At 45.4% G+C, this 25442-nt stretch carries 25 protein-coding genes and 1 tRNA gene; 21 read left to right on the top strand and 5 right to left on the bottom strand.

What is annotated here, in order from left to right; genetic code table 11:
- Positions 1-120: 120 nt before the first annotated feature.
- Positions 121-987, top strand: coding sequence for a type IX secretion system protein PorG (gene porG, locus BMW79_RS33185; RefSeq protein ID WP_177192446.1), 867 nt, complete (start codon positions 121-123; stop codon positions 985-987).
- 209 nt (positions 988-1196) lie between these two features.
- Here porG and BMW79_RS34050 read toward each other — a convergent pair whose 3' ends face one another.
- Positions 1197-1475 (bottom strand): hypothetical protein, encoded by a 279-nt coding sequence (locus BMW79_RS34050; RefSeq protein WP_177192445.1) that lies wholly within the window; start codon positions 1473-1475, stop codon positions 1197-1199.
- Positions 1476-1619: 144 nt separating this feature from the next.
- Here BMW79_RS34050 and BMW79_RS33175 point away from each other — a divergent pair, with 144 nt between their 5' ends.
- Both BMW79_RS33175 and BMW79_RS33170 read left to right on the top strand, forming a co-directional pair.
- Positions 1620-1946 carry a hypothetical protein gene (locus tag BMW79_RS33175; RefSeq protein WP_089904595.1) on the top strand — a complete coding sequence of 109 codons (327 nt, stop codon included), beginning with the start codon at positions 1620-1622 and terminating at the stop codon, positions 1944-1946.
- 112 nt (positions 1947-2058) lie between these two features.
- Positions 2059-2553 (top strand): DUF6265 family protein, encoded by a 495-nt coding sequence (locus BMW79_RS33170; RefSeq protein WP_089904591.1) that lies wholly within the window; start codon positions 2059-2061, stop codon positions 2551-2553.
- A 219-nt stretch (positions 2554-2772) separates the two neighbouring features.
- Here BMW79_RS33170 and BMW79_RS33165 read toward each other — a convergent pair whose 3' ends face one another.
- On the bottom strand, positions 2773-4356 hold the full coding sequence (locus tag BMW79_RS33165; RefSeq protein WP_089904588.1) for a peptide chain release factor 3: 1584 nt from the start codon (positions 4354-4356) through the stop codon (positions 2773-2775).
- A 102-nt stretch (positions 4357-4458) separates the two neighbouring features.
- Here BMW79_RS33165 and BMW79_RS33160 point away from each other — a divergent pair, with 102 nt between their 5' ends.
- The 4 genes from BMW79_RS33160 to BMW79_RS33145 all read left to right on the top strand — a co-directional run bounded on the left by BMW79_RS33160 (position 4459) and on the right by BMW79_RS33145 (position 9792).
- On the top strand, positions 4459-5712 hold the full coding sequence (locus tag BMW79_RS33160; RefSeq protein ID WP_089904585.1) for an ABC transporter permease: 1254 nt from the start codon (positions 4459-4461) through the stop codon (positions 5710-5712).
- Between the two features lie 79 nt (positions 5713-5791).
- Entirely contained in the window at positions 5792-6796 is a 1005-nt protein-coding gene (gene tsaD, locus BMW79_RS33155) for a tRNA (adenosine(37)-N6)-threonylcarbamoyltransferase complex transferase subunit TsaD (RefSeq protein ID WP_089904582.1), read from the top strand.
- A 135-nt stretch (positions 6797-6931) separates the two neighbouring features.
- Positions 6932-9067 (top strand): alpha-L-fucosidase, encoded by a 2136-nt coding sequence (locus BMW79_RS33150; RefSeq protein ID WP_089904579.1) that lies wholly within the window; start codon positions 6932-6934, stop codon positions 9065-9067.
- A 2-nt stretch (positions 9068-9069) separates the two neighbouring features.
- Entirely contained in the window at positions 9070-9792 is a 723-nt protein-coding gene (locus BMW79_RS33145) for a tRNA1(Val) (adenine(37)-N6)-methyltransferase (RefSeq protein WP_089904578.1), read from the top strand.
- A 27-nt stretch (positions 9793-9819) separates the two neighbouring features.
- Here BMW79_RS33145 and BMW79_RS33140 read toward each other — a convergent pair whose 3' ends face one another.
- Entirely contained in the window at positions 9820-11037 is a 1218-nt protein-coding gene (locus tag BMW79_RS33140; protein ID WP_089904575.1) for an NAD(P)-dependent oxidoreductase, read from the bottom strand.
- Between the two features lie 162 nt (positions 11038-11199).
- Here BMW79_RS33140 and BMW79_RS33135 point away from each other — a divergent pair.
- The 4 genes from BMW79_RS33135 (at position 11200) to BMW79_RS33125 (ending at position 14889) form a co-directional block, all read left to right on the top strand.
- Positions 11200-11283 (top strand) — tRNA-Leu (locus BMW79_RS33135).
- A gap of 543 nt (positions 11284-11826) precedes the next feature.
- The gene (locus BMW79_RS33130; protein WP_089904572.1) at positions 11827-13248 is read left to right on the top strand and encodes a S41 family peptidase; all 1422 of its coding nucleotides are present in this window, start codon (positions 11827-11829) and stop codon (positions 13246-13248) included.
- A gap of 729 nt (positions 13249-13977) precedes the next feature.
- Positions 13978-14103: a hypothetical protein gene (locus tag BMW79_RS34355; protein ID WP_262487521.1), complete on the top strand. Its 126-nt coding sequence runs from the start codon at positions 13978-13980 to the stop codon at positions 14101-14103.
- A 30-nt stretch (positions 14104-14133) separates the two neighbouring features.
- Positions 14134-14889 carry a hypothetical protein gene (locus tag BMW79_RS33125; RefSeq protein WP_089904568.1) on the top strand — a complete coding sequence of 252 codons (756 nt, stop codon included), beginning with the start codon at positions 14134-14136 and terminating at the stop codon, positions 14887-14889.
- Between the two features lie 283 nt (positions 14890-15172).
- Here BMW79_RS33125 and BMW79_RS33120 read toward each other — a convergent pair whose 3' ends face one another.
- Both BMW79_RS33120 and BMW79_RS33115 read right to left on the bottom strand, forming a co-directional pair.
- Positions 15173-16651 (bottom strand): sensor histidine kinase, encoded by a 1479-nt coding sequence (locus BMW79_RS33120; RefSeq protein ID WP_089904565.1) that lies wholly within the window; start codon positions 16649-16651, stop codon positions 15173-15175.
- A 9-nt stretch (positions 16652-16660) separates the two neighbouring features.
- A complete protein-coding gene (locus BMW79_RS33115; RefSeq protein WP_245752775.1) occupies positions 16661-16936 on the bottom strand; it encodes a winged helix-turn-helix domain-containing protein in 276 nt (91 codons plus the stop codon).
- 136 nt (positions 16937-17072) lie between these two features.
- Between BMW79_RS33115 and BMW79_RS33110 the strand changes: the two genes are divergently transcribed.
- From BMW79_RS33110 to BMW79_RS33065, 10 genes are all read left to right on the top strand, one after another.
- A complete protein-coding gene (locus tag BMW79_RS33110) occupies positions 17073-18368 on the top strand; it encodes a spondin domain-containing protein (protein WP_089904563.1) in 1296 nt (431 codons plus the stop codon).
- A 102-nt stretch (positions 18369-18470) separates the two neighbouring features.
- On the top strand, positions 18471-19403 hold the full coding sequence (locus tag BMW79_RS33105) for a hypothetical protein (RefSeq protein ID WP_089904560.1): 933 nt from the start codon (positions 18471-18473) through the stop codon (positions 19401-19403).
- A gap of 13 nt (positions 19404-19416) precedes the next feature.
- Positions 19417-19896: a YHS domain-containing (seleno)protein gene (locus tag BMW79_RS33100; protein ID WP_089904556.1), complete on the top strand. Its 480-nt coding sequence runs from the start codon at positions 19417-19419 to the stop codon at positions 19894-19896.
- A 26-nt stretch (positions 19897-19922) separates the two neighbouring features.
- Positions 19923-20366: a YHS domain-containing (seleno)protein gene (locus BMW79_RS33095; protein WP_089904553.1), complete on the top strand. Its 444-nt coding sequence runs from the start codon at positions 19923-19925 to the stop codon at positions 20364-20366.
- A 59-nt stretch (positions 20367-20425) separates the two neighbouring features.
- Positions 20426-20842 carry a DoxX family protein gene (locus BMW79_RS33090; protein WP_089904551.1) on the top strand — a complete coding sequence of 139 codons (417 nt, stop codon included), beginning with the start codon at positions 20426-20428 and terminating at the stop codon, positions 20840-20842.
- Positions 20832-21338 (top strand): hypothetical protein, encoded by a 507-nt coding sequence (locus BMW79_RS33085; protein WP_089904548.1) that lies wholly within the window; start codon positions 20832-20834, stop codon positions 21336-21338. Before BMW79_RS33090 ends, BMW79_RS33085 begins: the two co-directional genes overlap by 11 nt.
- The gene (locus BMW79_RS33080; protein ID WP_089904545.1) at positions 21326-23116 is read left to right on the top strand and encodes an NRDE family protein; all 1791 of its coding nucleotides are present in this window, start codon (positions 21326-21328) and stop codon (positions 23114-23116) included. Before BMW79_RS33085 ends, BMW79_RS33080 begins: the two co-directional genes overlap by 13 nt.
- Complete coding sequence (locus tag BMW79_RS33075; protein ID WP_089904542.1) at positions 23113-23763, top strand: LysE family transporter; 651 nt, start codon at positions 23113-23115, stop codon at positions 23761-23763. The genes BMW79_RS33080 and BMW79_RS33075 overlap by 4 nt, the downstream gene beginning before the upstream one ends.
- A gap of 106 nt (positions 23764-23869) precedes the next feature.
- Positions 23870-24565: a response regulator transcription factor gene (locus BMW79_RS33070; protein ID WP_089904539.1), complete on the top strand. Its 696-nt coding sequence runs from the start codon at positions 23870-23872 to the stop codon at positions 24563-24565.
- A 491-nt stretch (positions 24566-25056) separates the two neighbouring features.
- On the top strand, positions 25057-25442 hold a 386-nt coding region (locus tag BMW79_RS33065; protein WP_218150526.1), incomplete at its 3' end, for a hypothetical protein.

Here is a 25442-nt window from a genome sequence, read left to right as displayed (position 1 = left end):
AAGGACCGTGCCGGTATGGCGGTGGAAAGTATTTGAAGGGGAGGCACCAAATAAAAATTGTAGTAATAACGTTAAATGGATGCACGAATAATAAGGACTAACCTCTTAAACTTAAATACATTGAAATTCAAAAAATCTACCGGAATACTGTTGTTATTCATGGCAGTTCCCTTTTTCACCTTTGCGCAGGACTGGCACGTAGGCGCTTTTCTGGGTATTTCCAACTATAGCGGGGATCTTACCCAGCAACGGGTGGACATGAAGTATACCCGGCCCTCACTGGGATTGCTGGTTAGAAAAGATATCAACCGTTACCTGAGTATCCGTGGTGCTTTTACCTGGGGGATGGTAGCGGGAGCGGACAGCACCAATACATCCAAGGAGCTTGTAGCCAGGAACCTCAGTTTCCGCAGTCATGTGTTTGAAGGTAGCCTGATCGGGGAGTTTAACTTTTTTGACCTGGATGAAAAAGGATTTACGCCTTATGTATTCGCAGGCGTGGGCGGCTTTGGCTTTGATCCTACTTCCAAAGACCAGTCGGGCAACCGTGTAAGGCTTCGTCCCCTGGGTACGGAAGGACAAGGCTTACCGCAGTATCCCACCCGTCAGCCATACGACCTGTTTTCCTTTTCCTTTCCGTTTGGAGCGGGTGTAAAGGCGATCCTGAATGATAACTGGACCCTGGGCTTTGAAATAGGGTTGCGTCCAACCCTGACGGATTACCTGGATGATGTAAGTACCAATTACGTAGATCAGAATACTTTACTTACTTATCGTGGTCAAAAATCGGTGGACATGGCTTATCGCGGTGATGAGGTAACCGGAAAGGCAACTCCCGGCACTTATCCGGCAGACGGAACAAAGCGAGGTTCTGATAAATATAACGACTGGTACGCGTTTTCCGGATTTACCATTACCTATCGTTTAGGTGGTGGCAGTGGATGGGGTAAGCAGAAGGCAACCCGTTGCCCGATCCTGCGACCATAGATAATTGATTTTTACTTTATCTTATATACTGATACTTATTTAGATCCCGGCCTTTCGCCGGGATCTTTTTTATTGGCATAGTTGTTGGATTTATGAGTTCAAACAGGTAATAACGCAGCCACCAGCTTATCGCGGAAGCAGCGTCACAAATCGCGGAGAGAGTAATGAAACAATAGCCGCAAAAAAATAAGTTGGTGTGCCACTGCCTGTTAATTGCTAACGAAAAAGAAGTGCCATGAAGAAGATTCTGATGATCGCTTCAGTGATGTTGATAACAGGTGCTGCCAGCCTTTCAGCACAACACCGGCCACCTGCTCCACCACTGCCTCCAAGGCCGCCAGTACCGGCACATTTACCACATCCGCCGGCTCCGCCACTGCCACCGGGTTTGCCCAGGCCGCCAAGACCTCCGCATCACCGGCCACCGGCTCCGCCGCATCCGCCACGTCATTACAATAAACACTATAAAAAGCATTACAAAAAACCACATAAGCACCATAGATATAGTTATATCGCTTATCCAGGTTCCACTTATGTTGTAGCGAATGCCACCTTTACCGGGTATGCCAGGTAATACAAACACACCACAACCTTTATTTGCCAACCAATCTTGAACTAAAAACCAAAGAAACATGAAAAAAGTATTGCTGATGATGCTGCTCTTAGGCGGCACAGTGCTCACTACGTACGCACAAAGGGGATACGACCGTGGATACCGGGATCATGGACGTGGCCATGGACATGAACGTTATGATCGCGGTGATCGCTGGGACAGATGCGAACCACCCAGAAGGGTGTATGTACGCGACCGGTACGACTGCTATCGCCCGCAGCGTGTGGTATATGCAAGACCTGCGTACTACCCGGTACCAGTGCCTGTGCCACCGCCACCTCCTGTACGTTATTACCCGGCAAGGCCCAGAGCAGTGTTCCACGCTGGTGTTACAATCGTGAACTGATAACTGAAAATGGAATAAAAATGAGATGCCTCCCATTATTAATGGGGGGCATTTTTTATTGCGGTGTTGGATGGTTACTTTTGTTGATTGGTAATCAGATTCAAACTTGCATATGAAAATCTCCCGGCACGGCTGTAAATATGGATTGCTGATCTTCTTGATGGTGGCTGGGCTCCGCGTAGCCGGCCAGGTTCGCACGGCTGATTTTCCATTATTGAATAAGCTGGAAGGTACCTGGAAGATGAATACCCGTAAGAGTACCATCGTGGAAACCTGGATCCGGAGCAACGATTCTACCTGGACGGGAAAAACCTGGCGGGTAGTGGGGAAAGACAGCGCCCTGCAACAATCCATGCAGGTGGCCAGGAGAGGAGAGGCGATTTTTTATATCCCGGTATATGAGGGGCCGGACAAGCCGCCTGCTATCCGGCTGCAATTACGGGTGTTGAAGGCCATAGGCTTTGTAGCAGAGGACCTGAACAATGATTTTCCTAAAAAAATAACCTATCGTTTTAAAGACGACCGTCACCTGGATGCGCGTGTAGAAGGCGTGCGGGACGGCACTATAGAGGAATATATCTTCCAGTATTCCATCTCCCGAGATTAAAGATTCCCGATTGCGTAAATCATTTTCCCGCTTCGAGAGGGCGGGGCGCATTGCTGTACTTACTTTTGTATAACACACACGATACACAGCACCTAAATCAAAATATTCTCAATAAAGCAATAATTTGAGTTGGTCGTACAAGCAATGCCGCACCCGTTCACGGGAAGCGGCTTTTTTACTGGCGCTGACTTTTGGGAAAGCCAACGCCAGTAAACATTTTTATTTATGGATCTCTGAAGTAAAGTTGAACTGAATATCCGGGTTGTTGGTGCGCTCGGTATTGAGGTACCACTCGGATTGTGCGAGGTATACGAGGTGCCCGTCTTTATCTTCCACTACATTGGATGATTTGAAGCGGATGAATTCTTCGATTTTATCTTTAGGACCGGTGAGCCAGCAGGCCTTGTAGAAAGGCAGGGTGTTGAACTGGCATGCTGCGCCATATTCCTGCAGCAGGCGGTACTGGATTACTTCGAACTGGAGGTCGCCCACACAGCCAATGATCTTCCTGTTGCCACCATGCTGGGTAAACAGCTGGGCAACGCCTTCGTCTGTCAGCTGGCGGATACCTTTTTCCAGTTGTTTGGTCTTCATCGGATCTTTGTTCACCAGCTCCTTGAACAGTTCCGGAGAGAAGCTCGGGATACCGGTGATATAAAAGTTTTCGCCTTCGGTGAGGGTATCGCCGATTTTGAAGTTACCGGTGTCAAACAAACCTACCACATCTCCCGGATAGGCATCATCTACCACATTCTTTTCGCGGGCAAGAAAGCTGTAAGGGTTACTGAACCTAACGTCTTTGTCTAAACGAACATGGTGATAGAATTTATTTCTTTCGAATTTGCCGGAGCAAACGCGGAGAAACGCGATACGGTCGCGGTGACGCGGATCCAGGTTGGCATGGATCTTAAAAATGAATCCACTGAATTTATCTTCGTTTACATCAATTTCACGGGTGGTGGCGGTACGGTTGCGCGGAATGGGAGCGATGTCCACAAAGGTATCCAGCAGGTCTTTTACCCCAAAATTGTTCACGGCGCTGCCAAAGAATACGGGCGCCAGTTTGCCGGCGAGGTAATCTTCGCGGCTGAAAGCATCGTATACCCCTTCGATCAGTTCCACGTCGCCACGGAGCTGGGCGGCATCTTTAGCGTTGTAGTGCTCGTCTACGTAGCTGCTGCTGAGATCTGACAGCGGCACTACGTCTTCGTCGGTTGCTTTCTTGTTGGGCAGGAAAGACACGAGACTTTTATCGTAGAGGTTATATACGCCTTTGAAATCGCTGCCCATATTGATAGGCCAGCTGAGTGGTCTTACGCGGATGTTGAGTTTTTCTTCCAGTTCATCCAGCAGATCGAACGGATATTTACCATCGCGGTCCATTTTATTTACAAAGATGATCACGGGGGTATCGCGCATGCGGCACACTTCCATGAGTCTTTCTGTTTGTTCTTCCACCCCTTTTACACAGTCGATCACCAGTACCACACTGTCTACTGCGGTCAGTGTACGGTAGGTATCTTCCGCAAAGTCCTTGTGACCGGGAGTATCCAGGAGGTTCACGAGGATATCGCGGTATTCGAAGGTCATAACGGAAGTGGCTACGGAGATACCTCTCTGCCTTTCAATTTCCATGAAATCCGAAGTGGTGTGCTTCTTTATCTTATTGGATTTCACCGCACCGGCTGTTTGAATTGCACCGCCAAACAGGAGGAATTTCTCTGTCAGCGTGGTTTTACCGGCATCCGGGTGAGCGATGATAGCAAAGGATTTTCTTTTACTGATTTCGTTAGCGTACTTCATAAATGTCCGAAAAATGGCAGCAAAGGTAACTAAATTTTTTGTCCGGCTATATTTCGTGTTTATTGGCGCCGCCCATGAACATAAATCCGCTAAATTTGGAATATGATAGCAACCCTTAAAGTATTATGGAATAGTTTCAAAATGGCGATGCAGGAGCTGCGGGTAAATAAGCTGCGCACTTTTCTGTCGTTGTTTGGGATTACCATCGGCATCTTCTGTATTATAGCGGTATTTACACTGACTGGCAGCCTGGAACACAATATCCGTAAGGATCTGGCGGATCTGGGGGAGGATGTGGTATATATGCAGAAATGGCCCTGGGGTGGTAACGGGGAGTATCCCTGGTGGAAGTATATGAACCGTCCGGAGCCGGAATACAAGGATCTGAAGCCTATACAGGACAAGGTGCAGAGCGCCAGTTTTGCTTCTTTTAATTTCGAATCCGGTAATAAGAAAGTGGAGTACGGGGATGATTATATGGATGGGGTGACCATGATGGCCGTTTCCAATGACTACGACCAGATCCAGGCATTACAGATCCTGGATGGCCGTTTCTTCGCCAATAGTGAGAGTAATAGCGGCACCAATGTGGCGATCCTGGGTTATACCATCTGGGATGGCTTATTTCCTTCACCGGAAGCGGCGATGGGGAAGCTGGTAAAAGTGGCCGGCCGGGATGTGAAAGTGATCGGGGTATTGAAGAAGAAGGGGGAAAGCATGATTGGTGGCCCGGGTTACGACAACGCGATTATTCTGCCTTATCGTTTTGCACGTACAGTGGTAGATGAGCGTCGTTTTGCCGACCCGTATATTTTGGTAAAAGCGAAGCCCAATGTGAGCATGGATCAGTTGAAAGATGAGCTGAGAGGCGTGGTGAGAGCGGCGCACCGCTTGAAACCGAAAGAGGAGGACGATTTTGCGCTGAATGAAATCAGTACGGCCAATGACAGTCTTAATTCGATGTTTGGCGCTATCAATGTAGGTGGTGGGATGATTGCCATCTTTGCCCTGATCGTAGGCGCTTTTGGTATTGCCAATATTATGTTTGTAACGGTAAAAGAACGGACCAACATTATAGGATTGAAGAAGGCTATCGGGGCGCGTCGGGGTATTATCCTGATGGAGTTTTTACTGGAAGCGGTGTCGCTTTGCCTGCTGGGCGGCTCGTTTGGATTGGTATTGGTGTATTTGCTGACATTAATAATTAACCTGTCGGGTACTTTCGAGATGGTGTTATCGCTGGGTTCCGTTATTTTCGGATTGTGTGTATCAGCGGGTGTGGGCATGCTGGCGGGCTTTATTCCTGCTTACACGGCCAGTAAACTGGATCCCGTGGTAGCTATCCGGAGCAACTAGTCACTTAATATATTACAGGCAACCCTGCAGGGTTGAACAGGCGGGATTTTCCCGCCTTTTTTATTTAAATTTGCGCCTTATGTCAGTTAAAATATTAGCTATAGAATCGTCCTGTGATGATACAGGGGCAGCGGTGATCGTAGATGGGGAAGTGTTATCCAACAAGATTGCCGGTCAGAAAGTGCATGAGCAATATGGTGGGGTGGTGCCGGAACTGGCGTCCCGCGCGCACCAGGAGAACATTGTACCGGTAGTGGATATTGCATTGAAAACGGCAGGCGTGAAGCGGGAAGAGCTGAGTGCCATTGCGTTTACACAGTCGCCCGGTCTGATTGGTTCCCTGCTGGTAGGCAGTTGCTTTGCCAAATCGATGGCCATGGCGCTGAATATTCCGCTGATAGGTGTGCATCATATGCAGGCGCATGTACTGGCCAATTTTATAGACGATCCAAAACCTGACTTTCCTTTTTTATGCTTAACGGTGTCTGGTGGCCACACACAGATCGTTTTATGTGAAAGTCCGCTTAAAATGCGGGTGATCGGTGAAACGCTCGATGATGCCGCCGGTGAAGCCTTTGATAAAAGTGCCAAGATCCTGGGACTGCCTTACCCCGGCGGTCCGTTAATTGATAAATATGCCCAAACGGGCAACCCTACGCGGTTTAAGTTTCCCGAGCCAAGGATCCCGGAGCTGAACTTCAGTTTCAGCGGATTGAAAACGGCGATCCTGTATTTTCTCCAGGAGAACCAGCAGAAAGATCCTTCTTTTATTACGGACAACTTACCGGATATCTGTGCGTCTATTCAGCAGCGCATTATCAGTATCCTGCTGAATAAAGTGGTGAAAGCTTCGGAGGAAACGGGTATCCGTGATATTGCCATTGCCGGCGGTGTGAGCGCAAACAGTGGTTTGCGTAAAGCGTTGACCGAGTACGGAGAAAAGCATCACTGGCGTACTTTCATCCCTAAATTTGAGTACTGCACTGATAACGCCGGTATGATTGCGATTACCGCCTATTATAAATACCTGGCCGGAGATTTTGTGTCGCTGGACGCGGTGCCAACTGCAAGAGCCGCGTTTTAGCGGGAGCTTTTATCATCCGGATGGGCTGTTTGGGACTGTTATGGCTAAAAAGGAACAGCTAATTGCTAAAATCCTATGCTCATACAACACTATAACGATTTAGCTTTATGACAAGCTAATAAGAGCTTATTATCTATGAAGAAAATCATCATCGCTTTACTGGGTCTGCTTATGGTGGGCCGGGTGGTATTGGCGCAGGCGCCTGCTTCACAAACAGCATGGAAAAATCAGAAATACTCCATGTTTATTCATTGGGGCGCTATTTATTCCACGCTGGGAGGAGTATGGGAGGGTAAACCGGTGACTAAAGGATATAGTGAGCAGATACAGGCGCATGCTGGTATTTACAGTGATGTTTATGGAGATGTGGCCAAACGGTTCCATCCGGAAGCCTGGAACGCGGACTCGATTGTTTTACTGGCGAAAGCTGCGGGTATGAAATCGGTGGTAATGACCTCGAAGCATCATGATGGTTTTTGCATGTTTCATTCCGCCTATACCGATTATAACGTAGTAGATGCTACGCCGTTTAAGCGGGATGTACTGAAGGAGTTGTCTGATGCCTGCCGCCGGCACGGCCTGAAGTTCGGGATGTATTTCTCGCTGATCGACTGGCATTTTCCACAGGCATACCCTATCTCCAGTAGTAACAGTGATCCGATAACGCCGGAACATCATGAATATAACAAGCAACAGGTGACTGAGCTGATGACCAATTATGGTCCGGTATCAGAGATCTGGTTTGATATGGGATCACTGACGGCGCAACAGAGCCAGGATCTGGCAGATATTGTGCATCGTTTGCAGCCGGGTTGTATGGTGAGTGGCCGTTTGGGTAATGATGCCGGTGATTTTTGCGTGATGGGCGACAACCAGTATCCTGATTATAAGATTGCTTCCCCCTGGCAAACACCAGCCTCCGTATATGATGAAACCTGGGGCTACCGCAGCTGGCAGGAGCATGGCAAAGCCAGCGACAAAGCACATGAAAAACTGGAAGGGCTGATTAAAGTAGTAAGTCGGGGTGGTAACTACCTGTTGAATATCGGTCCGCGTGGCGATGGGTCTGTCGTTGATTTTGAAAAAGAAGTATTACTGTTAAACGGCGCCTGGTTGAAACGCAATGGTGAAGCCATTTACAGCGCATCTCCCAATCCCTTTGACACTACGTTTACCTGGGGAGAGGTAACGGCCAAACCCGGAAAATTATACCTGCATTTATTACGTCAACCGGAAAATGGGGTTATTGTACTACCTGGACTGACCAGTAAAATAGGGTCCGTAACACTACTGGGAAGTGGAAAAAAGATTGGTGTAAGAAGCACGATAAAGGATGGTGGTACACAGTTGCAGTTGCCCGCAGATTTTAAGCCGGGAGATAAAGAAATAGCCGTGTTATCGCTGACCTTTAAAGAGGCAGTAGCGATTACACCAGGGCATTTATTGCATGACGCCACCCGTTTGAGCAGGGATAATGCGACGCCGTTGTTTAGTTTTTCGGGAATAGACTATGAGAGTTATTACCGGAGTGAAGTGGGCGTGTCCTGGGCGTTTACGGCACAGCACCCGTCGACGTTGCAGCTGGTGTACAGTGATGCAGAGAAGGGCAAACGTATGGTGCTGGACTTAAATGGCAGTAGCAGTGAAGTATTGCTGGATGGCGGAAAGATTACCCGTTTATCAAATGATCCGGCTTCCCTGCAATGGGGTCCGATGTACAGTGCAGGTCCTTTCTGGTCCGGAATCGATGGTACCCACGGCAGCTTAAAAGATATTGATCCTTCCAAACCCTGGCCCAATCAGAAAGATGCGGCCTGGACATTACATCGTGAATGGAAAAACGATGCACCCATTACATTAGCCGGCGATAGAAATGTAGCGGTGTATATTCTCCAGGAAATCACGGCTTCCAAAGCGGGCGATTACCTGGTAGGCTTTAACAGTGGAGATGGTATCGGGGTTTATCTGAACGGAGAGGAGCAGTTATTGCACAATAACCCGGAGCGGGGAGGGCAGCAGTCAGAGGTATTACTGTTATCTTTGAAAGAAGGTAAGAATCAGCTGGTGGCCAAATTTTATAATCGTTTTGCGAAGCAGGCGATAGCAGGCATTAACCGGAATGTGCCACAGGTATTGTATGTGCAGCAGTTACCCCTGGAAATAAAAGGTGGTGGCAAGGTGGAGACAATAACGATCAGGCAGGCGAAACCGGTATCTGTGCATCGTAACCTGCGGATGCCTAACCTGGCGGTGGTTTTAGAAGCAAAATAACGATGGCAAATACATATTTTCAATTTAAACAGTTTACCGTTCACCAGGAACACTGCGCCATGAAAGTGTGCACAGATGCCTGTATACAGGGTGCTTTCACGGCGCAGTACCTGGCGGACAATGAAATAACGGTGCCGGCTATACTGGATTTAGGAGCCGGCACCGGTTTACTCAGCCTGATGCTGGCACAGCAGGTAGATGCGGCCATTACCGCTGTGGAACTGGATCCTGGTGCAGCGCATCAGGCCACACAGAATTTCGATGACTCTCCCTGGGCAGACCGGTTAACGCTCACGCGCCTGGATATACGAAAATTGGATGGGGGCGTGAAGTACGACTTCATCATCAGTAATCCGCCTTTTTATGAAGATGCGTTGAAAAGTGGGCAGGGAAAGAAAGATCAGGCGATGCATGCCACTCATCTCACTTACCGCGATTTACTGGCGGCTATTGATCAGCAGTTGTCGCCCTCCGGGGAAGTGTCCATCCTGTTGCCTTTTGATGCTTTCGAACAATTTCGTCAGCTGGCGCTGGCCGCTGGTTTTTATCTGAAACAGGTATTGTATATCCGCCAGAGTGTAACCCATGGCTTTTTCAGAACGGTAGGCATTTTTTCAAGAAGGACGGTGAATACGGTTATTCATGAACTTTCCGTGTACGACGATCAGCGCGTATATACACCTGCGTTTGTGCAATTGCTTCAACCATACTATCTGTATCTCTAGTTTTTGATACATCCTACGTAGCCGCTGCTACGTTAAATCTCCTTTTGCATAATCTTCCAGGTATTTAAATCTGCCGGTCAGCGTTCCGTTGGCCGTGATGGTAGCGTTCCGGATCATTTCATTGTCTGGTTGCAGCAGCGCTTCAAAAACATATTTCATCAGCTGATCACCGAAGTACTGAGAGGCATCTCTTGGCAGTTCGTTGGGGAGATTGCTCACGCACATCATATCCACTGTATCGGGCAGATAAGGGGCCGTTTGCTCCATGTTATCTTTGGTGACGCCATATACGGGGTCTTCGATGGTGCTGTCGCCCAGGTTGCAGGGAACAGACCCGTTGGTGTCGTCTGTGATGTCTGCAATGACGCGGATGCGGAAATTATCTTTTTTCAGGTCGTTGGCATGAAAGAGGGGGGCAATATTTTCATCCCAGTAGATGCCGTTCATCAGCACATCGCTGACGGTGACATAGGGGAGGAAGCGGCACTCATATGCTTCCGGATGAGCGTGGAAGTCGCTCCGGCTATAGGTTTTATCATCTCTCCGCAGATACAGTTCTCCTGCTTTGAGTTGTGTATACACCGGATAGGAGTAAGTATTGATCAGGTATTCTTCCGGTGGAATATATTTGATGCCGAGTAGTCCCATGATTTCCAGCGCGCCTGCGGCCACACGTCCAGAGCCGGTGATCACAATTTTGATGGGAGGTAGTTTGATCCCAAAGTAGTGACTGATCAATTCCTGGAAGTCGTGGCACGTATGGACTCTTTTAAAATGAAACGACCTTGTTTTTTCCCCGTAGGCCATCAGGCCGTTGTGGGCGCCCACGATGCCGGCGAAGAAGCCGAAGCCGAGGATCCTTTGTCCGTCGGGGTGTACGAGGCATTCATAATCCACCAGCGTAATCTTTTTTTCGAGGATGGTTTGCAGCATATGTTGGTTATGCGGCTGTTTCTTTTTGGTATGGCTGAAGAAGAGATACGTTTTACCGGGGATCAGTTTATCAGCCGGCACCTCTTTGATGCCCAGGAGGAAGGTGCAATGGGAGAGGTCTTCCTGCAAGGTAATCCCGGCTTTTTCATATTCGCTGTCGCTGAAGCAGCGTAACGGGGAGGGCTGTACGTAAATCTGTGTGCCGGGAAAATGATGCATGATCCACTGGCATTGCCTGGGAGTAAATGCCACTCTGTTATCATGCGGCTGTTTTTCCTCTCTGATAAGTCCGATATGTATCTTGTTTTCCATCTCTGAATGTAGGATATTTTCAGGAACTGACCGGCTGAAAAGCCCTGTTTACGGGGGCTGAAAAAATAATTTATACAAAAATGTAAAATTTATTTGCAGATTAAATAAGAGTTTCTATATTTGCATCCCGCAATTGACGCGGCGAAGTTCTTAAAAATGATTGCCCGGATGGCGGAATTGGTAGACGCGCTAGACTCAAAATCTTGTTTTCGCAAGGGAGTGCAGGTTCGATTCCTGTTCCGGGCACCTACCACAAAGGCTTGTAAGTAAGAACTTACAGGCCTTTTTTGTTTTTGGGAGTGTCAGATTTTCCCACTTCCAACCACTATTATTGACAAGTATTTGACAAGCAGAAAATCTTTATTATTTAAGCCATCATACTACATTTTACTGGTAGCTGTTTTCAAAAAAACAAGCCAGTTTTTGGACAGGAACATCAGCTAACGTCTACTTCTACTTTTGCCTTTTTAGTGATGACGCAATTACTGAGGGCATATCTTGATATTTATATTCTCCTCGCCTTCCTCCGAAAGTTACATGAGGATTTTCTTGAAATTACAGAGATCATCCATCTTTTACTATGTAATATGGCTGCCAGGCCATTTGCAGGGAAATAATACCATTGATTCTTATACCCCTATCCAGATTTGCATGCCTTATAGGGACATCGCAGATTCATTATTGGAGGTTGAATTTGTTTTACATTTTGTTGAAGATCTGTTAACAGCTTTGAGAGGTGTGAATAAATAGCTTTGTATCATTGAGGATAATCTTAATTACTTAAATTAAATGAATAATTTCAAAATGAATGATTTCAAATTAGAAAGCTATGGCCGATATGCGGTGGTAATCAGAAAATCAAGCATACTTTACATGATACTTTTGATGTTTATTCCTTTTGTAACCCGCGCACAACAGGTGTCTTCCAAAGAAGTGCATGCAATTGTGCAAAAAATTTGTATGGAACTGGAAAATCGATACCCATTTCCCGATATTTCCAAGCGATATGCAGACATGCTGAAAGCCAACGAAAAAACGTATCAGCATCTTAATGCGGATTTGCTCGCATCCAGGCTTACACAAGATCTGCAAAAGGTTCATAAAGACGTACATCTGAATATATATGTGCAGCAACCACCGGCTGAACCGTCAGAGGCTGAAGGTAATCAGGAAGAAAAGGAAACAGCGCAACTGCAGAAAAATGGTTATGGATTTAAAAGCGTGGAGTTAGATAATGTTAAATCTGTTGCCTATATAAGTATACCTTATGGTTTTAATTGCACGCAGGAGGGATTTGAAATGGCTGGTCATGCGATGAGTATGGCGGCTTATTCAAAGTATATTATTATCGACGTTCGCGGAGATGGCGGTGGTGCAGGCGGCATGGGACATTTTCTGGCTTCTTATTTCTTTAATCCTGGTGAAGAAGTACTTTACCTGAACGGCTTTGAGAAAGATCGTAAACAGGAGAAGCAGGAATATACTTTTGGATATGTCCCAGGCAGGAGGCTTACAAATAGCAAATTGTTTATCCTCACTGATCGTGGAACGGCTTCTGCGTGTGAAGGATTTGCCTATGCTATGCAAAAGTTGGGTAAAGCAACTATTGTTGGTGATACCACTGCGGGTGCAGGAATAGCAGGCATTGGAGTTTCTTTGGAGAGAAATCTTGAGATGTTCTTACCTGTAAAGATGCTTGTGGCACCTGGTACCGAAGTAGGATGGGAGGGAACCGGAGTAATCCCGGATGTGGCATGTAGTTCTTCCATGGCCAGAAGCACGGCGATGCAATTGATCGATAAAAGGTTTTTGGCAGATGCTGGTTTAAAAAACCCGGCATTAAAAAAATGGCTGATGGAAGACTCCGCTTATATGAACTCGAATATTATACCAGATAAGGCAACCGAAAAATTGCTGGTTGGCAGTTATGAACAAGAGAATGTACAGGAGGTTAGTATAGCTTCCACCGATACAAGCCTGGTACTTACTGCCAGACACGATGGAAAAGATTACGCATATAGTTTAAATCTTCTTTCTAAAGATGTATATGTTCTCGGAAAACCAGGCGCTAAAAAGGAGGGGCCGCTATCTACCCGTGTTTACGTTCACAAAGATGTAAATGGAGCTGTTGATTATCTGGAATTAAAGGTATTGACACCGGGAGGTGATATACAGACCTCTGGAAAATATAACAAAATGAAGAATAAATAGTCTCATCCTCCACTGTGTTACATAGTTACACGGTGGAGGAATGAAACATTAAAGGTGGGTAGTGTAGGTAGAGATCAAAAAGGATCTTGTATAAGTAGTTAAATTTTCGTGGTTCTTTAAGACAATCTGGGATCCACGAATGGGTCAAATATGAAATGAGACCCTTTTCGTCCTTACTTCTACTGATAGAATATTTAAGATCTAGCCCGCGTATTCAATGTTGATTTACTGAAAATTCTGGCCGGCTTTCTTTCGAGTTCTTCTCTTCTCATACCTTTTGCAATGATTTTCCCATCAGGACCTATTAAAAAGCTTTTTGGGAATGGCTGTTACAGCGTATAATCGGGCAGCAATGTTATCCCAGCCAGTTAAATCTGATACCTGGCCCCAATTTAATTTATCTCACTGTATTGCTTTTCTCCATACCTGTTCGGATTTACTATTATCCGGAGATTGGTACCCCGCCCTTTATTCAACAAAACAATGCTGGCACTTAAAAATTTGTGCGTATTCATTTTGAAAAGAGACTGGATCGTAAAGCCGTTTTTAATATGAACAGTTAAATCAGAAAAAAAATCATTGTCAACATTTCTTATGTTTATATTCTATTGACATTTCGTTATGTATGTTTTAAAGTTAATTCCTTTGCTGTAGGCTATCTTCACGGGGCAAATACTTTTTTCTAATCAGGAGATTGATGTTACAATTTCCTGTAAAATCCCTTTTATTATGAAAAATTTGATGAGAGCTGCGGCCCTGATGCTATCTATCGCAGTGGCACCGGGCATATGGTTAGCAGGAAGCAGGGCTACGGCTCAGGCTATTACGAAAGATAGCGTACCACCACGCACCTGAAAGGAGCATTGGTTTGACCATTCCCAGGTAATGAGGCGTGTGTTTTATAACAAATCTGTAGCGGTGTATTATGATCCGGAAACACCAGATAGCATTACCTGGCCGAACGACCTGTTTACAAAGGTGTGGAACTACACTACGAGGACGTACGGTGATTTTGGCAAGGATGAGCGGCTGTTTGTACTCTTACACACAGGTAAATATTTTGGCGGTCATCCTTCTACTTACCTTGATGATAGTCATGATTACCGTAATACAATTGTTATTGGAACACCGGGCAACTGGGTAAGTAACTCTGATTGGAACCTGGATGCTACTGTCCATGAAATAGGCCATATCGTGGAAGGAGCTTCAAAAGGTGTGCATGGATCGCCGGCTTTCCCGCTCTGGAAAGACAGTAAATGGATTGAGATCTATCAGTATGACGTATACAAGGCGCTAGGTTGGGAATCGGAGGCCACGCGCTGGTACAACATGCTTATGAAAGGAAATGATGATTTTCCGCGGGCAGGCACTCAATGGTTCCGCAACTGGTTTTACCCTATTTACCATGAGCACGGTGGTGCAAAGGCGCTAAATAAGTTTTTCACCTTGCTGGCGGCTCATTTCCCACGTGACGGAGGCTCCTACGCGCGTGATCTGAATTGGGGTGAATTCGTCCATTTCTGGAGCGGAGCTGCGGGCGTAAATCTGAAGGCGCAGGCGACCGAGGCCTTTGGTTGGCCAGATGAATGGGAAGTGCAGTTTAAGCAGGCGCAGAAGGATTTTCCGGGCATAAAGTATTAAACAGGTAAGGGGGAGATGGAAGCAACCATGGGTTTTTCTATCTCCCTGTACTTTTTGTTTTCCGCTGGGTATTGATATATGCTATATATAGATAAATGTAGGAACAGTATCATGCTGTTCAGCATGAAATTTATCCCGGTAAATAGACAATAGCATTTATCAGACTTGTCTGTTTTTTAGCGTAAACAAATTCATTGTCTTATCGGTTCTCTAAAATAAATGAATATATTTTGACAGGAACGATGCTGACTGGATTGCTCCGTGTTTTTAGATCGGTCACATGCTATTTTTTAGCAGCACCCGGCAATACAAACCAGAATGCTGCACCCTTCCCGGGGGCGCTGCTCACCTGGATGGTAGAATGATGAAGTTCCAGTACCTTTTTAACAATAGCCAGACCAATTCCCATTCCTTTCTTAGGTCCCTGGTCTGTATGTAGTTGTTTATATCTTTCAAAAATATAAGCTTGTTCTTCCTGGGCAATACCTATTCCTGTGTCTGTAATGCGAACTTCAATATCACTATCAAGTTGTTTTAGCCGGATGGTGATACCTCCGCCACCCGGTGTAAACTTAAACGCATTGTCGATCAGGTTTTGCATCACTCTTTCTGTAAGTGCAATGTCCGCAAAAACGGGTAGCAAGGTATCTGTTGTGTGAAGGTTCAGGCTGATATTATTCTCTTTTGCTTTCAACTGGTATGCCATCAAGATATCAGAAACAAGTTCATTTAGCGCAAACTGTTCTTTTTGCGGGTTTACCTGGTTAGCTTCTAATTTAGCATATTGAAACAGTTGCTCTACGAGCACTGATAATTTCTTTGAGCTTTCCAGTACGATGGAGAGATATTTATTTTTGTCTTTTTCACTAAGGCTGTCTTTTTTGATAATCATGGTTTCAACGTAGCCCTGCATAATAGACAGAGGAGTACGCAGATCATGGGATACGTTGGCGATCAGCTCCTGGCGGAATTTGTCAGTGGCGCGTATTTTATCAAAATTATCTACGATCACCTCGGCCATTTCGTTAAAGGTGGAAGTCAGCATTCCCAGGTTTCCTTTGCCGTAACCTTCTATGCGTGCGCTATAGTCGCCTTCTTTAAATCTTCGGACTACGACTGCGATCTGACAGATACTGTCTGTTATGAGAAAAAAGGTGATCACGCCCACGATGAGTGCAATCAGCAGGGCACAGAAAAAGATATACTTACCCAACTGAAAGGACAGGTCACTGTTGAGCGTAGTTAATATTTTCCGCTGTGTTTCGCTTGACAGCACCGCATATACATATCCTGCCAGCGTTCCGTTTTCATATACTGGTGCGGTTGAAAAGATGCTAGGTGCTTCCGGTTGCTTTGGGTTATCACCTAAAGGGCGTTCTCCATTTTTAACCGCCAGCCATTGTTTTACTGCGGCAATGTTTACCTGCCGCTTATGAACGGATTTATCGGGTACTACATAATCGGTAATTTTTCCGGTAGTATCCAGTAAATATACTTCCACACTGGGGTTGGCTACCATGATCGAATGAATAATATCATGGGTTACTGCCGTATCGGGTTGGCCATTTTTTATAGGATGGGTAAAGTTGGCCAGGTGTGAGGCTACATTGCCGTATAGCTGCTGGTGTGCCATAGAATAATAGGAGCGGGACAGCTTAGAGGCAATGAATATAAATACGGCGCCGAGTATGATCAACAGCACAAAAAATACGGTCGCTATTTTCCAGAACAGCAGATTGCCTCTTATCGTTTTTACTGACATATATTTACGTTATAATTCTTCATTGAACCGGTATCCCACCGCCCAGGTAGTTAAGATGAATTCAGGATGGGAAATATCTTTTTCAATATTACTGCGCAGCCGTTTAATGTGAGCGTTTACGGTGTGCTCGTATCCTTCAAAATCATAGCCCCATAACAGGTTCAACAGGCGTTTCCGGCTATAGCTTTTCATCACCGAAGCGGTTTCACAACCCAGATCCTGCAGGTGGATGGCCAGCAGTTCCAAAATGTTCGGATCATCTTCAATTAACAGTACACTGTTCATATGTTCCTATTGACCTTAACTTTTCTCAAAATTGAGCAAAAAAATCATACTGACAACGCTGTGATACTTTTGTTATACTTCTGCAATCAATTTGGGATATCGTCTATGTTTCTTTGTTCTATCAAAAACTAAACAAATGATAAAGACCCAATTGAAAGCATTAGCAATATTATCCGTTGGTATTCTTTTTGCCTCCTGCAAGAAGGACAATACCGAGCCTGCCCAATCCAGGACTATTTCCATTGAAAATGTATTGGACAGTAAACCGCTGGTGGAGTCAGGTACCTATAAAGGTGCTGGAACGCCCCCGGTAATTTTTCCTGGCCAGTCGGTTTCTTTCACCTTCTCTGCCTCAAAGAATCAACGTCTTACATTTGCCAGTATGTACGGATGGAGCAATGACCTGTTTTTTGCACCTTCGAATCCTGGTATCAGGTTGTATAACGACGATGGCACACCCATTACCGGTGACGTTTCGGCTCAGGTGAAATTATGGGATAATGGCACCCGTGTTAATCAGGTTCCAGGTAAGGCCGTAACGCATCCCGGCACAGCAGAGTCTTCCCCGAAAAATATCAAGGAAGTTGCCGGTACAGATGATTATGGTAATAGTTACCTGCCAGCTTCTCAGTTGATGAAAGTTTCCCTTGTTTATAATGGTAATTCCACCTTTACTGCCACGATCATGAATAATTCGGGTGGTACTGCCAATGAAACTCCATTTAGCCCGGGTGTATGGGCAATCTCGTATGCCGCCGGAACAAACCTGCTTTTACCGGAGCCTGTTTACTCCGCTGGTAAGCCAACAGCCAATGGCCTTACCGAGCTTTCGGAGGCGGGTAACAATGCCGTGCTCAGTACTTATTTAACCGCACAAACGGGGATTTTTACGCCGTTGTCTCCGGTATTGGTCGTTGTTTATAAAGGTGCTCAAAGTCCTCTTTTTAAAACCGGTGAAATTGATAGGGGAGAAGGATTGAAAGATCTGGCCCAGAAAGGCAATGCTGATATCCTGGCCACATCGCTTAAAAATAAGGTAGGCGTAAAAAGCATCTATGTGTTAAAAGCTGCGACCACTAATGTATTACTTCCGAGAATAAATGGTGCTGACGGCGGAAAAGTATCTCAAGTGCTAAATATCGAGCCTGGAGACAGGATTGCGATAGCTACGATGTATGGTTTTTCCAACGACTGGTTCTTTGCTTCAACAGGTTACGATATTGACGGCGCCCAGACAGGAGATGTTTCTGCTACCATCGGTTTATTTGACAACGGAACGGCTGTCAACCAGTTCCCTGGTGCAGGTATTACCCAGTTTAACCTGGCAGGAACACCGCTCAACGAAAGCAAGCCAATAGAGGCGGTACCCAATCCAAATTCATTTACAACGCTGCCGGCATTAAGCAAGATTATAAAAGTAACACTTCAATAAAAACGGAAAAAAAACAGGCCTGGATAGTATCAGGGGACCTTATTTTTTGCTCCGGGCCTTGTTTTTTTCCAGGTATACCACATCATCACACACAGAAAGTATATGAATAAAGTCCTTTTCTTTCTTGCACTTGTTATCGTACTATTTACGGCTGGCGGCAGATTAAATGCGCAGGGCTGTAGTGATGCTGGCTTTTGCAGTTTAGGAGCGCCGAAGGAGGTAAGCCTTTCTGCAAAAGAAAAGCAGCGGATTGACATTGGTACCAACATCGGAACAGGCGAGGAGAATACGTTTACAATAAATCCGTATCTGCAATACAGCCAGCCACTGGGCAGCCGTTTTTCCGTTCTGGGAAAAGTCACTGCGACCTACGCTACCGGCTTTTTAGGCAGCAGTTTTAGTCCTGGAGATCTTTATGGAGTGGCTACGTATAAAGCAAGCCGGGAACATGCTGCCAGTCAGCTCCGTTTCCTGGCAGGCATAAAGATTCCTTTTACTGCTGCTGATCAAAAAGGCGCTGGCGGGTTGTCACTACCATTGGATTATCAATCCAGCCTGGGTACCTATGATGTGATATTGGGCATAAATTATACGACTGGTCAGCACTGGGAGCTTAACACCGGTTTTCAAACGCCTGTCATACAAAATAATAGCAATACTTTCTCCCCTGAGCAATATGATGACAATCGTGCGGCAAGCTTTGCACCTACCAGTTATTTCCGGAGAAGACCAGACCTGCTGTTACGCGCGGGTTACTTTTTCAATATAGCGAAAAGTGTAATGATAAAACCTAGCCTGCTGGCTATTTACCATACAGGCAGGGATACTTACAAAGATGCGCTGAATGGCAGGATCGATATTGACGGATCCAGCGGACTTACTTTAAACGGGACATTGACGGTAAGTAAGCAATTTAAAAACAAATCGGGTCTTGAACTGATTGTAGCAACGCCCTTTATCGTCAGGCAGGTGCGTGCCGATGGCCTTACCAGGAGTTTTGTGGCAAATATACAGTACAGTTTTTCACTCCACTAAAAATATAAAAAACATGCGAAGCTTAATTACCGCGTTAGGATTATTTATACTGTTATCTGGTGATGTATCAGCGCAATCAGCAGATATACGCCGGCAGCAGTTTAATGTTGATAAATCAGCATTGGCCATCGAAGGATACGACCCTGTAGCCTATTTCACCACTGGCAAGGCAATGGAAGGGAAACGGGATATCACCATTGTACAGGATGGTATTACGTACCGTTTTGCTACCATAGAAAACAGGGACGCCTTTAAAGCGGCTCCGGTGAAGTACGAGCCGCAATATGGAGGCTGGTGTGCTTATGCCATGGGAGCTAAAGGAGAAAAAGTAGAAGTAGATCCGCAGACATTTAAAATAGTAAGCGGTAAACTATACCTGTTTTACAACAAATACTTTAACAACACGCTCAAAAGCTGGAATAAAGATGAAGTCCGGCTCAGGAGCAGTGCCAACCAGAGTTGGAGCAAGTTTATCCAGGTTCAAAGTCATTAATTTTTTATCCCACCAATAATCCGAAAATGAAAAAAACTGTTTTCGCTACGCTGCTGGCATTTTTTGCCGCATGGGGCGCCAAAGCGCAAAATCAACAGGTTTTTGCCGTAAATGGAATAGCTATCAAGGGCTACGACGCGGTTGCTTTTTTTAAGGAAGGCAAACCTGTAAAGGGTTTCGATAGCCTGGCTTTTATGTATAAAAACGCTCAGTGGCGTTTCTCGTCTAAAGAAAACATGGAATCATTCAAAGCCAGCCCGGAGCACTATGCCCCACAATATGGCGGATACTGTGCATATGGTACAGCGGCTGGTCATAAAGCGCCTACCCAGGTAGAGACATGGTCCATTGTCAACGACAAACTGTATTTCAATTTCAACATGGAAGTAAAGCAGTCCTGGGAAAAAGATCGGGCCGCATTGATTCAGAAGGCAGATCAGCGGTGGCCTGATGTAATGCTACAGAAATAACCTGCCCTGGCTTTTTTTTGAATTAAACCTGTCACGTTTACGATAAACAATAGTAAGATATGGCCATCAGATACAAAAACATCATAGGCTGGATTTTCCGGATTTTGTCGGCAGTGATCATGCTACAGACCTTGTTTTTCAAGTTTACGGCTGCTCCGGAATCTGTTTACATTTTTTCAAAACTAGGTATGGAGCCCTGGGGCCGGATTGGGATCGGGGTGGGGGAGTTGATTGCTTCTATTCTAATACTGTTACCTGCTACCACCGCTTTTGGCGCGGTGTTAGGCCTGGGACTGATGGCGGGCGCCTTGTTCTTTCACTTGACCAAATTGGGGATTGTAGTGCAGGCAGACTCCGGCCAGTTGTTTATTTATGCGCTATTAGTATTTGTCAGCTGCCTCGTGTTAACTGTCCTGTACAAAGCGCAGATTCTTCGCTTCCTCCCATTAAAAAAACTACAGCGTCATGAAAAGTGAAATAACCATCCAGGCAACGGAGCTGATATACCAACTGAAACAAGTGGTGGAGACGCTTACTGATGAACAATACAGTTACAAGATACCTGTGCTTTCCGGTGCATCTGTTGGCCAGCATACCAGGCATATTATTGAATTCTACCTGGAACTTGAAAAGGGTTATCATAGTGGCACTGTTAGCTATGATGCCAGGCAAAGGGATGAAAAAATAGAGACGCAAAGGGAATTTGCGATAGAAAAGCTATTGATGATTGCAGGCGCTATAGTAAAACCGGATAAATACCTGGTATTAACGGCAGGGTACAGTATCAGTGAGCAGGTTTCTATCCAGGTATTAACCAATTATCAGCGGGAGCTGATGTATAATATAGAGCACACGATCCATCATATGGCACTGTTGAAAATTGGTGCAGAAGCTTTATCCATAGCTCGGCTACCGGAAAATTTTGGAGTGGCGTCATCTACCATCAAATACCGGAAAGCATGTGCACAGTAACCTATATACCAACCTGTAAAGGCATATACCTGACTACCAACAGGGATGAAAGCACGGAACGCAGTAAGGCGCTGCCTCCCAGGCAATATCGCCGCAATGGGTTTGAGATGATTTATCCGCAGGACCAGGACGCTGGCGGCAGCTGGGTAGTGCTAAAAGAAAACGGTGATGCGGCAGTATTACTAAATGGCGCGTTTACCAAACATATACGCCAATCTGGCTATCGCAAAAGTCGCGGGGTAATTTTTTTAGAAATCATGGCGCATCCGCATCCATACCGGGAGTTTGCAGCGATAAACCTCAGTGATATAGAGCCGTTTACCCTGGTGGTTGTCAGTGATAAACAGCTATGGGAATGCCGCTGGGATGGATCGATGAAGCATTTGATCCCTTTAAATGCTGATAAGCCATACATCTGGTCTTCGGCTACTTTATTCGACAATGCGGCGGCGCAAAAGAGAAAATTATGGTTCCTTAACTGGTTTTCGTCTACCAGCCCTGTCAACCTGATGAAAATTATGGAATTTCACCGGCATGCGGGGGGTGGAGATCTGTACAATGGACTGGTCATTAACAGGGGGGACAAAATGCGGACGGTAAGTATTACTTCGCTGTTTGTTAGCAGGGAAGGATCACAGATGAATTATCACGACCTGCTGGGGGGAATTGATACTGTAAAAACATTTAATCAATCATCCCTAACAGGAAAAGACAGCTTTTTTGAGAGAGCATATTGGTATTTAAAGAAAGTAAAGATCAGCATATGTCATTGGGAGTATTGGCCCAGCCTTCTGGTGTATGGCCCGCTCTACCCATATTGGTGTTGGTTAAGTCTTAAGGCCTGTTCGCTTTTTTTCTTTAGCGCCGCCAATCCTGGGATCGAATATTCGGGTTTTGTGCAGGAAAGAAAAAGTGATATTTACAGGCTCATTCCCCAGCAATATTATCCCCGAACCACGCTTTGCAGGCCCGGACAGACTATCGCCGCCCTTATGGAGCAATTAAAAAATGCGGGTTTAACCTTTCCGGTGATAGCGAAACCCGATATGGGGGAAAAGGGTAAGCAGGTAAAGTTGCTTACCTCGGATGAGGAGTTGGAGATATACAACAGCCGCAGCAAGGTTGATTTCCTGTTACAGGAATTTATTGCCTACGAACAGGAGGTGGGTATTTTTTACTACCGTATCCCTGGTGAAGCAAGGGGGCATATCTCCGGTATCGTAGGCAAAGAATTTCTGGCTGTAAAAGGGGATGGAAGATCAAGTATCAGGTCCTTGCTCAAAGCGGAGGACCGTTTTTTACTGCAATTATCTGATCTGGCATATACTTATGGTGATTTTCTTGATACGGTATTGGCCAGAGGGCAGGAGTATATCCTGGTTCCATATGGTAATCATAGCAGGGGAGCCAAATTTATAGATCTTAAGGATAGAATAACCGAACCACTGACCCTTGCCATAGATAAAATATGCCAGCAGATTCCAGGGTTTTATTATGGCCGGCTGGACATAAAGTTTAATAGCTGGACGGAAATGCAGGAAGGAAAAAAGCTTTGCATTATCGAGTTAAATGGTGCCGGTAGCGAGCCGACACATATCTACGATCCGGCAAACTCACTTCGGTATGCCTGGAAAGAGATCTGCAGGCATTGGCGTCTTTTATACCGGATTAGCCGGTTAAATGCCGGGGAGCATCACCCTTCCCTGATGACAACTGCTGATGGCATAAAGATGATGAGGGGGCATTTTAACCACTTAAAGCAAATTTCAAAAGTATGAACAGCCATGCAAAATTGTTCTGTTGGGCGGTGGCCATCAGTTTAGCCGGTTCGATGCCTCCTGGTACTTTGAACCTGAGTGTAGTAAATTATATGGTTAACCGCAACCTGCCGGGGGCCATCGTCTTTTCGGTTACGGCCATAGTAGTGGAGGTGCTCCTGGTCCGTGTAAGTCTCAGTGCAGTAAAGAAGCTGGAAGGTTTAAAGCCTTACTACAGGCTATTTGGCGGGATCACTTTTGTGGTATTGCTACTATTGGCGGTAAATACCCTTATTCCTCCGGCACATGCAGGTCATCTGTTGACAGGTACGCTATCATTTGCCGGTTTACCTCCCCTGTTAGCAGGGATCATCCTGAGTACGATCAACCCTCTCCAACTGCCGTTCTGGATTGGCTGGGCTACAGCACTGAAATCCAGGAAAATCCTGGAAGAGCGCGCATCTTCGTATAACACCTTTCTTGCCGCTATTGGAATGGGTACAGCGCTGGCTTTTATTGCCTATGGAGCTACCGGTAGCTATCTGATTGATTTTTTTGAGCAGCGTAGGCAGGCTTTGAGCCTTATTATGGGAGTTACGTTACTGCTGGCAGCGCTGTGGCAATTGTATAACACCATATTAAAATGCAAAAAATATCCCGCTTTGTAAGGGATACTGGTATAACGCGAAGGTAAAGATAAGGAGCTGGGGATGGTGGCCAATAGCAAAGTGGGGGAGAAAGCCCTGCTATTACTATACCTTAAAATTTAATGCTATGAAGCATCACATGCTGTTAATTGAAGATGAAACCGATCTCGGTAATGTTTTAAAGCAATACCTTGAGCTAATGGATTTTTCTGTAGACTGGTTGCAGTGCGGCCGGGCTGCGCTGGACGCGATCATTTCTGATAACAGGGGCTGGCAAATTGTATTAGTTGATGTTAACCTGCCGGAAGTCGATGGTTTTGAACTGGCCAAGGCTATGGTGAAAATACAACCAAATGTTCCTTTCCTCTTCCTCACTGCCCGTGGTGAAAAAAAAGACCGCCTGTGTGGCTTAAAGATTGGTGCAGATGATTATATCGTAAAACCATTTGATATAGATGAACTGGTGTTGCGTATGAGAAATATTTTAAAGAGGAATCAACCTTTTAACAGCATTCCGGCATGCAATGCTATTCCTCTTGGTAGCATGCGTTTTCTTAAAGATTCCCTCAAACTTGTAGATGCCAATGGTAAGGAAACGATCCTGACACCACTGGAAAGTGATCTGCTGCTACATTTTTATCTCAACAGCAATATGGTGATCCGAAGGGAAGATATTCTGCAAAAGGTATGGGGTACCGATGATTATTTTATAGGAAGAAGTCTGGATGTTTTTGTATCCCGTTTCCGCAAGTACTTTCAAGGTAACGATCATATCTGTATCCGGAATATTTATGGCATTGGGTTTATGTTTTGTATTACCTAAATAAAAGAGGAAAGGGGTGGTTGCCCCTCTTGTGATTATAGCCATGCTTGTTTTAGCAAATATGTCTTTTAAATCAATGCATCTTTTCCCTTGATTTTTATTTCGAAAGAGTTTGTTTAATATCTTTTGTATTCTGTTAACAGAAACTCTTAACTGAGTTTTTTATTTTTGTTAAAGTTTATCGGTATTATTTACGTATAGCGTTCCTGCACGCGGCCAGGTTACATTTTGGTACTTGTTTACCGGCTATTAGTTTGATTTTAAATTTAAATGCTTACCCTTTCCAGGTTAATGGAAAGATGAGCACTGCTATGCCTGATCTGCCCAATTCTTTGGAGTAGGATGGTGATAGTCTTTCGGACTTCTTTTATTATCGTTTAAGCTAGGATGCGCTTCATTTTTGAAAGAAGGCCATGTAAATGGTTGTGGGAAACTTATGCCTGTAATTGTTATTATCCTTATCTACTATAATCAAAGAAAAAAAAGTACGTATGAAATGCTACCAATCAACCAAAGACTGTTTCTTTATCACGATGCTTTTAATCAGTGCAGCACTGATAAGCTGCACCAAGAACAGCAAGCGCCACTATGACCTGTTGCCGCCGGACCCGGAGGTGGAAAAAGATCTGACGCAGCTTGCCACCGGGCTAACCGTCAATATTGAGAATCCTGGTGGTCCGAATGCCAAAGAAGGTTCCAGCAAAGTAACAGATGGAAATATAGATACTAAGTTTCTCATTTTCTCTTACGATACTACCTGCTTTATAGAGCTGGACTTTGATATTGCACAGCACCTGGATGCCTACACACTTACTTCCGCTGATGATGCAGATGGAAGGGATCCCAAAGACTGGCAGATAGTTGCTTCCAATGATTC

Source organism: Chitinophaga arvensicola, from assembly GCF_900110835.1.
Taxonomy (GTDB): Bacteria; Bacteroidota; Bacteroidia; order Chitinophagales; family Chitinophagaceae; genus Chitinophaga; species Chitinophaga arvensicola.
The sequence above is the reverse complement of the archived record's forward strand: the minus strand, read 5'-3'. Positions and strand labels throughout refer to the sequence as shown.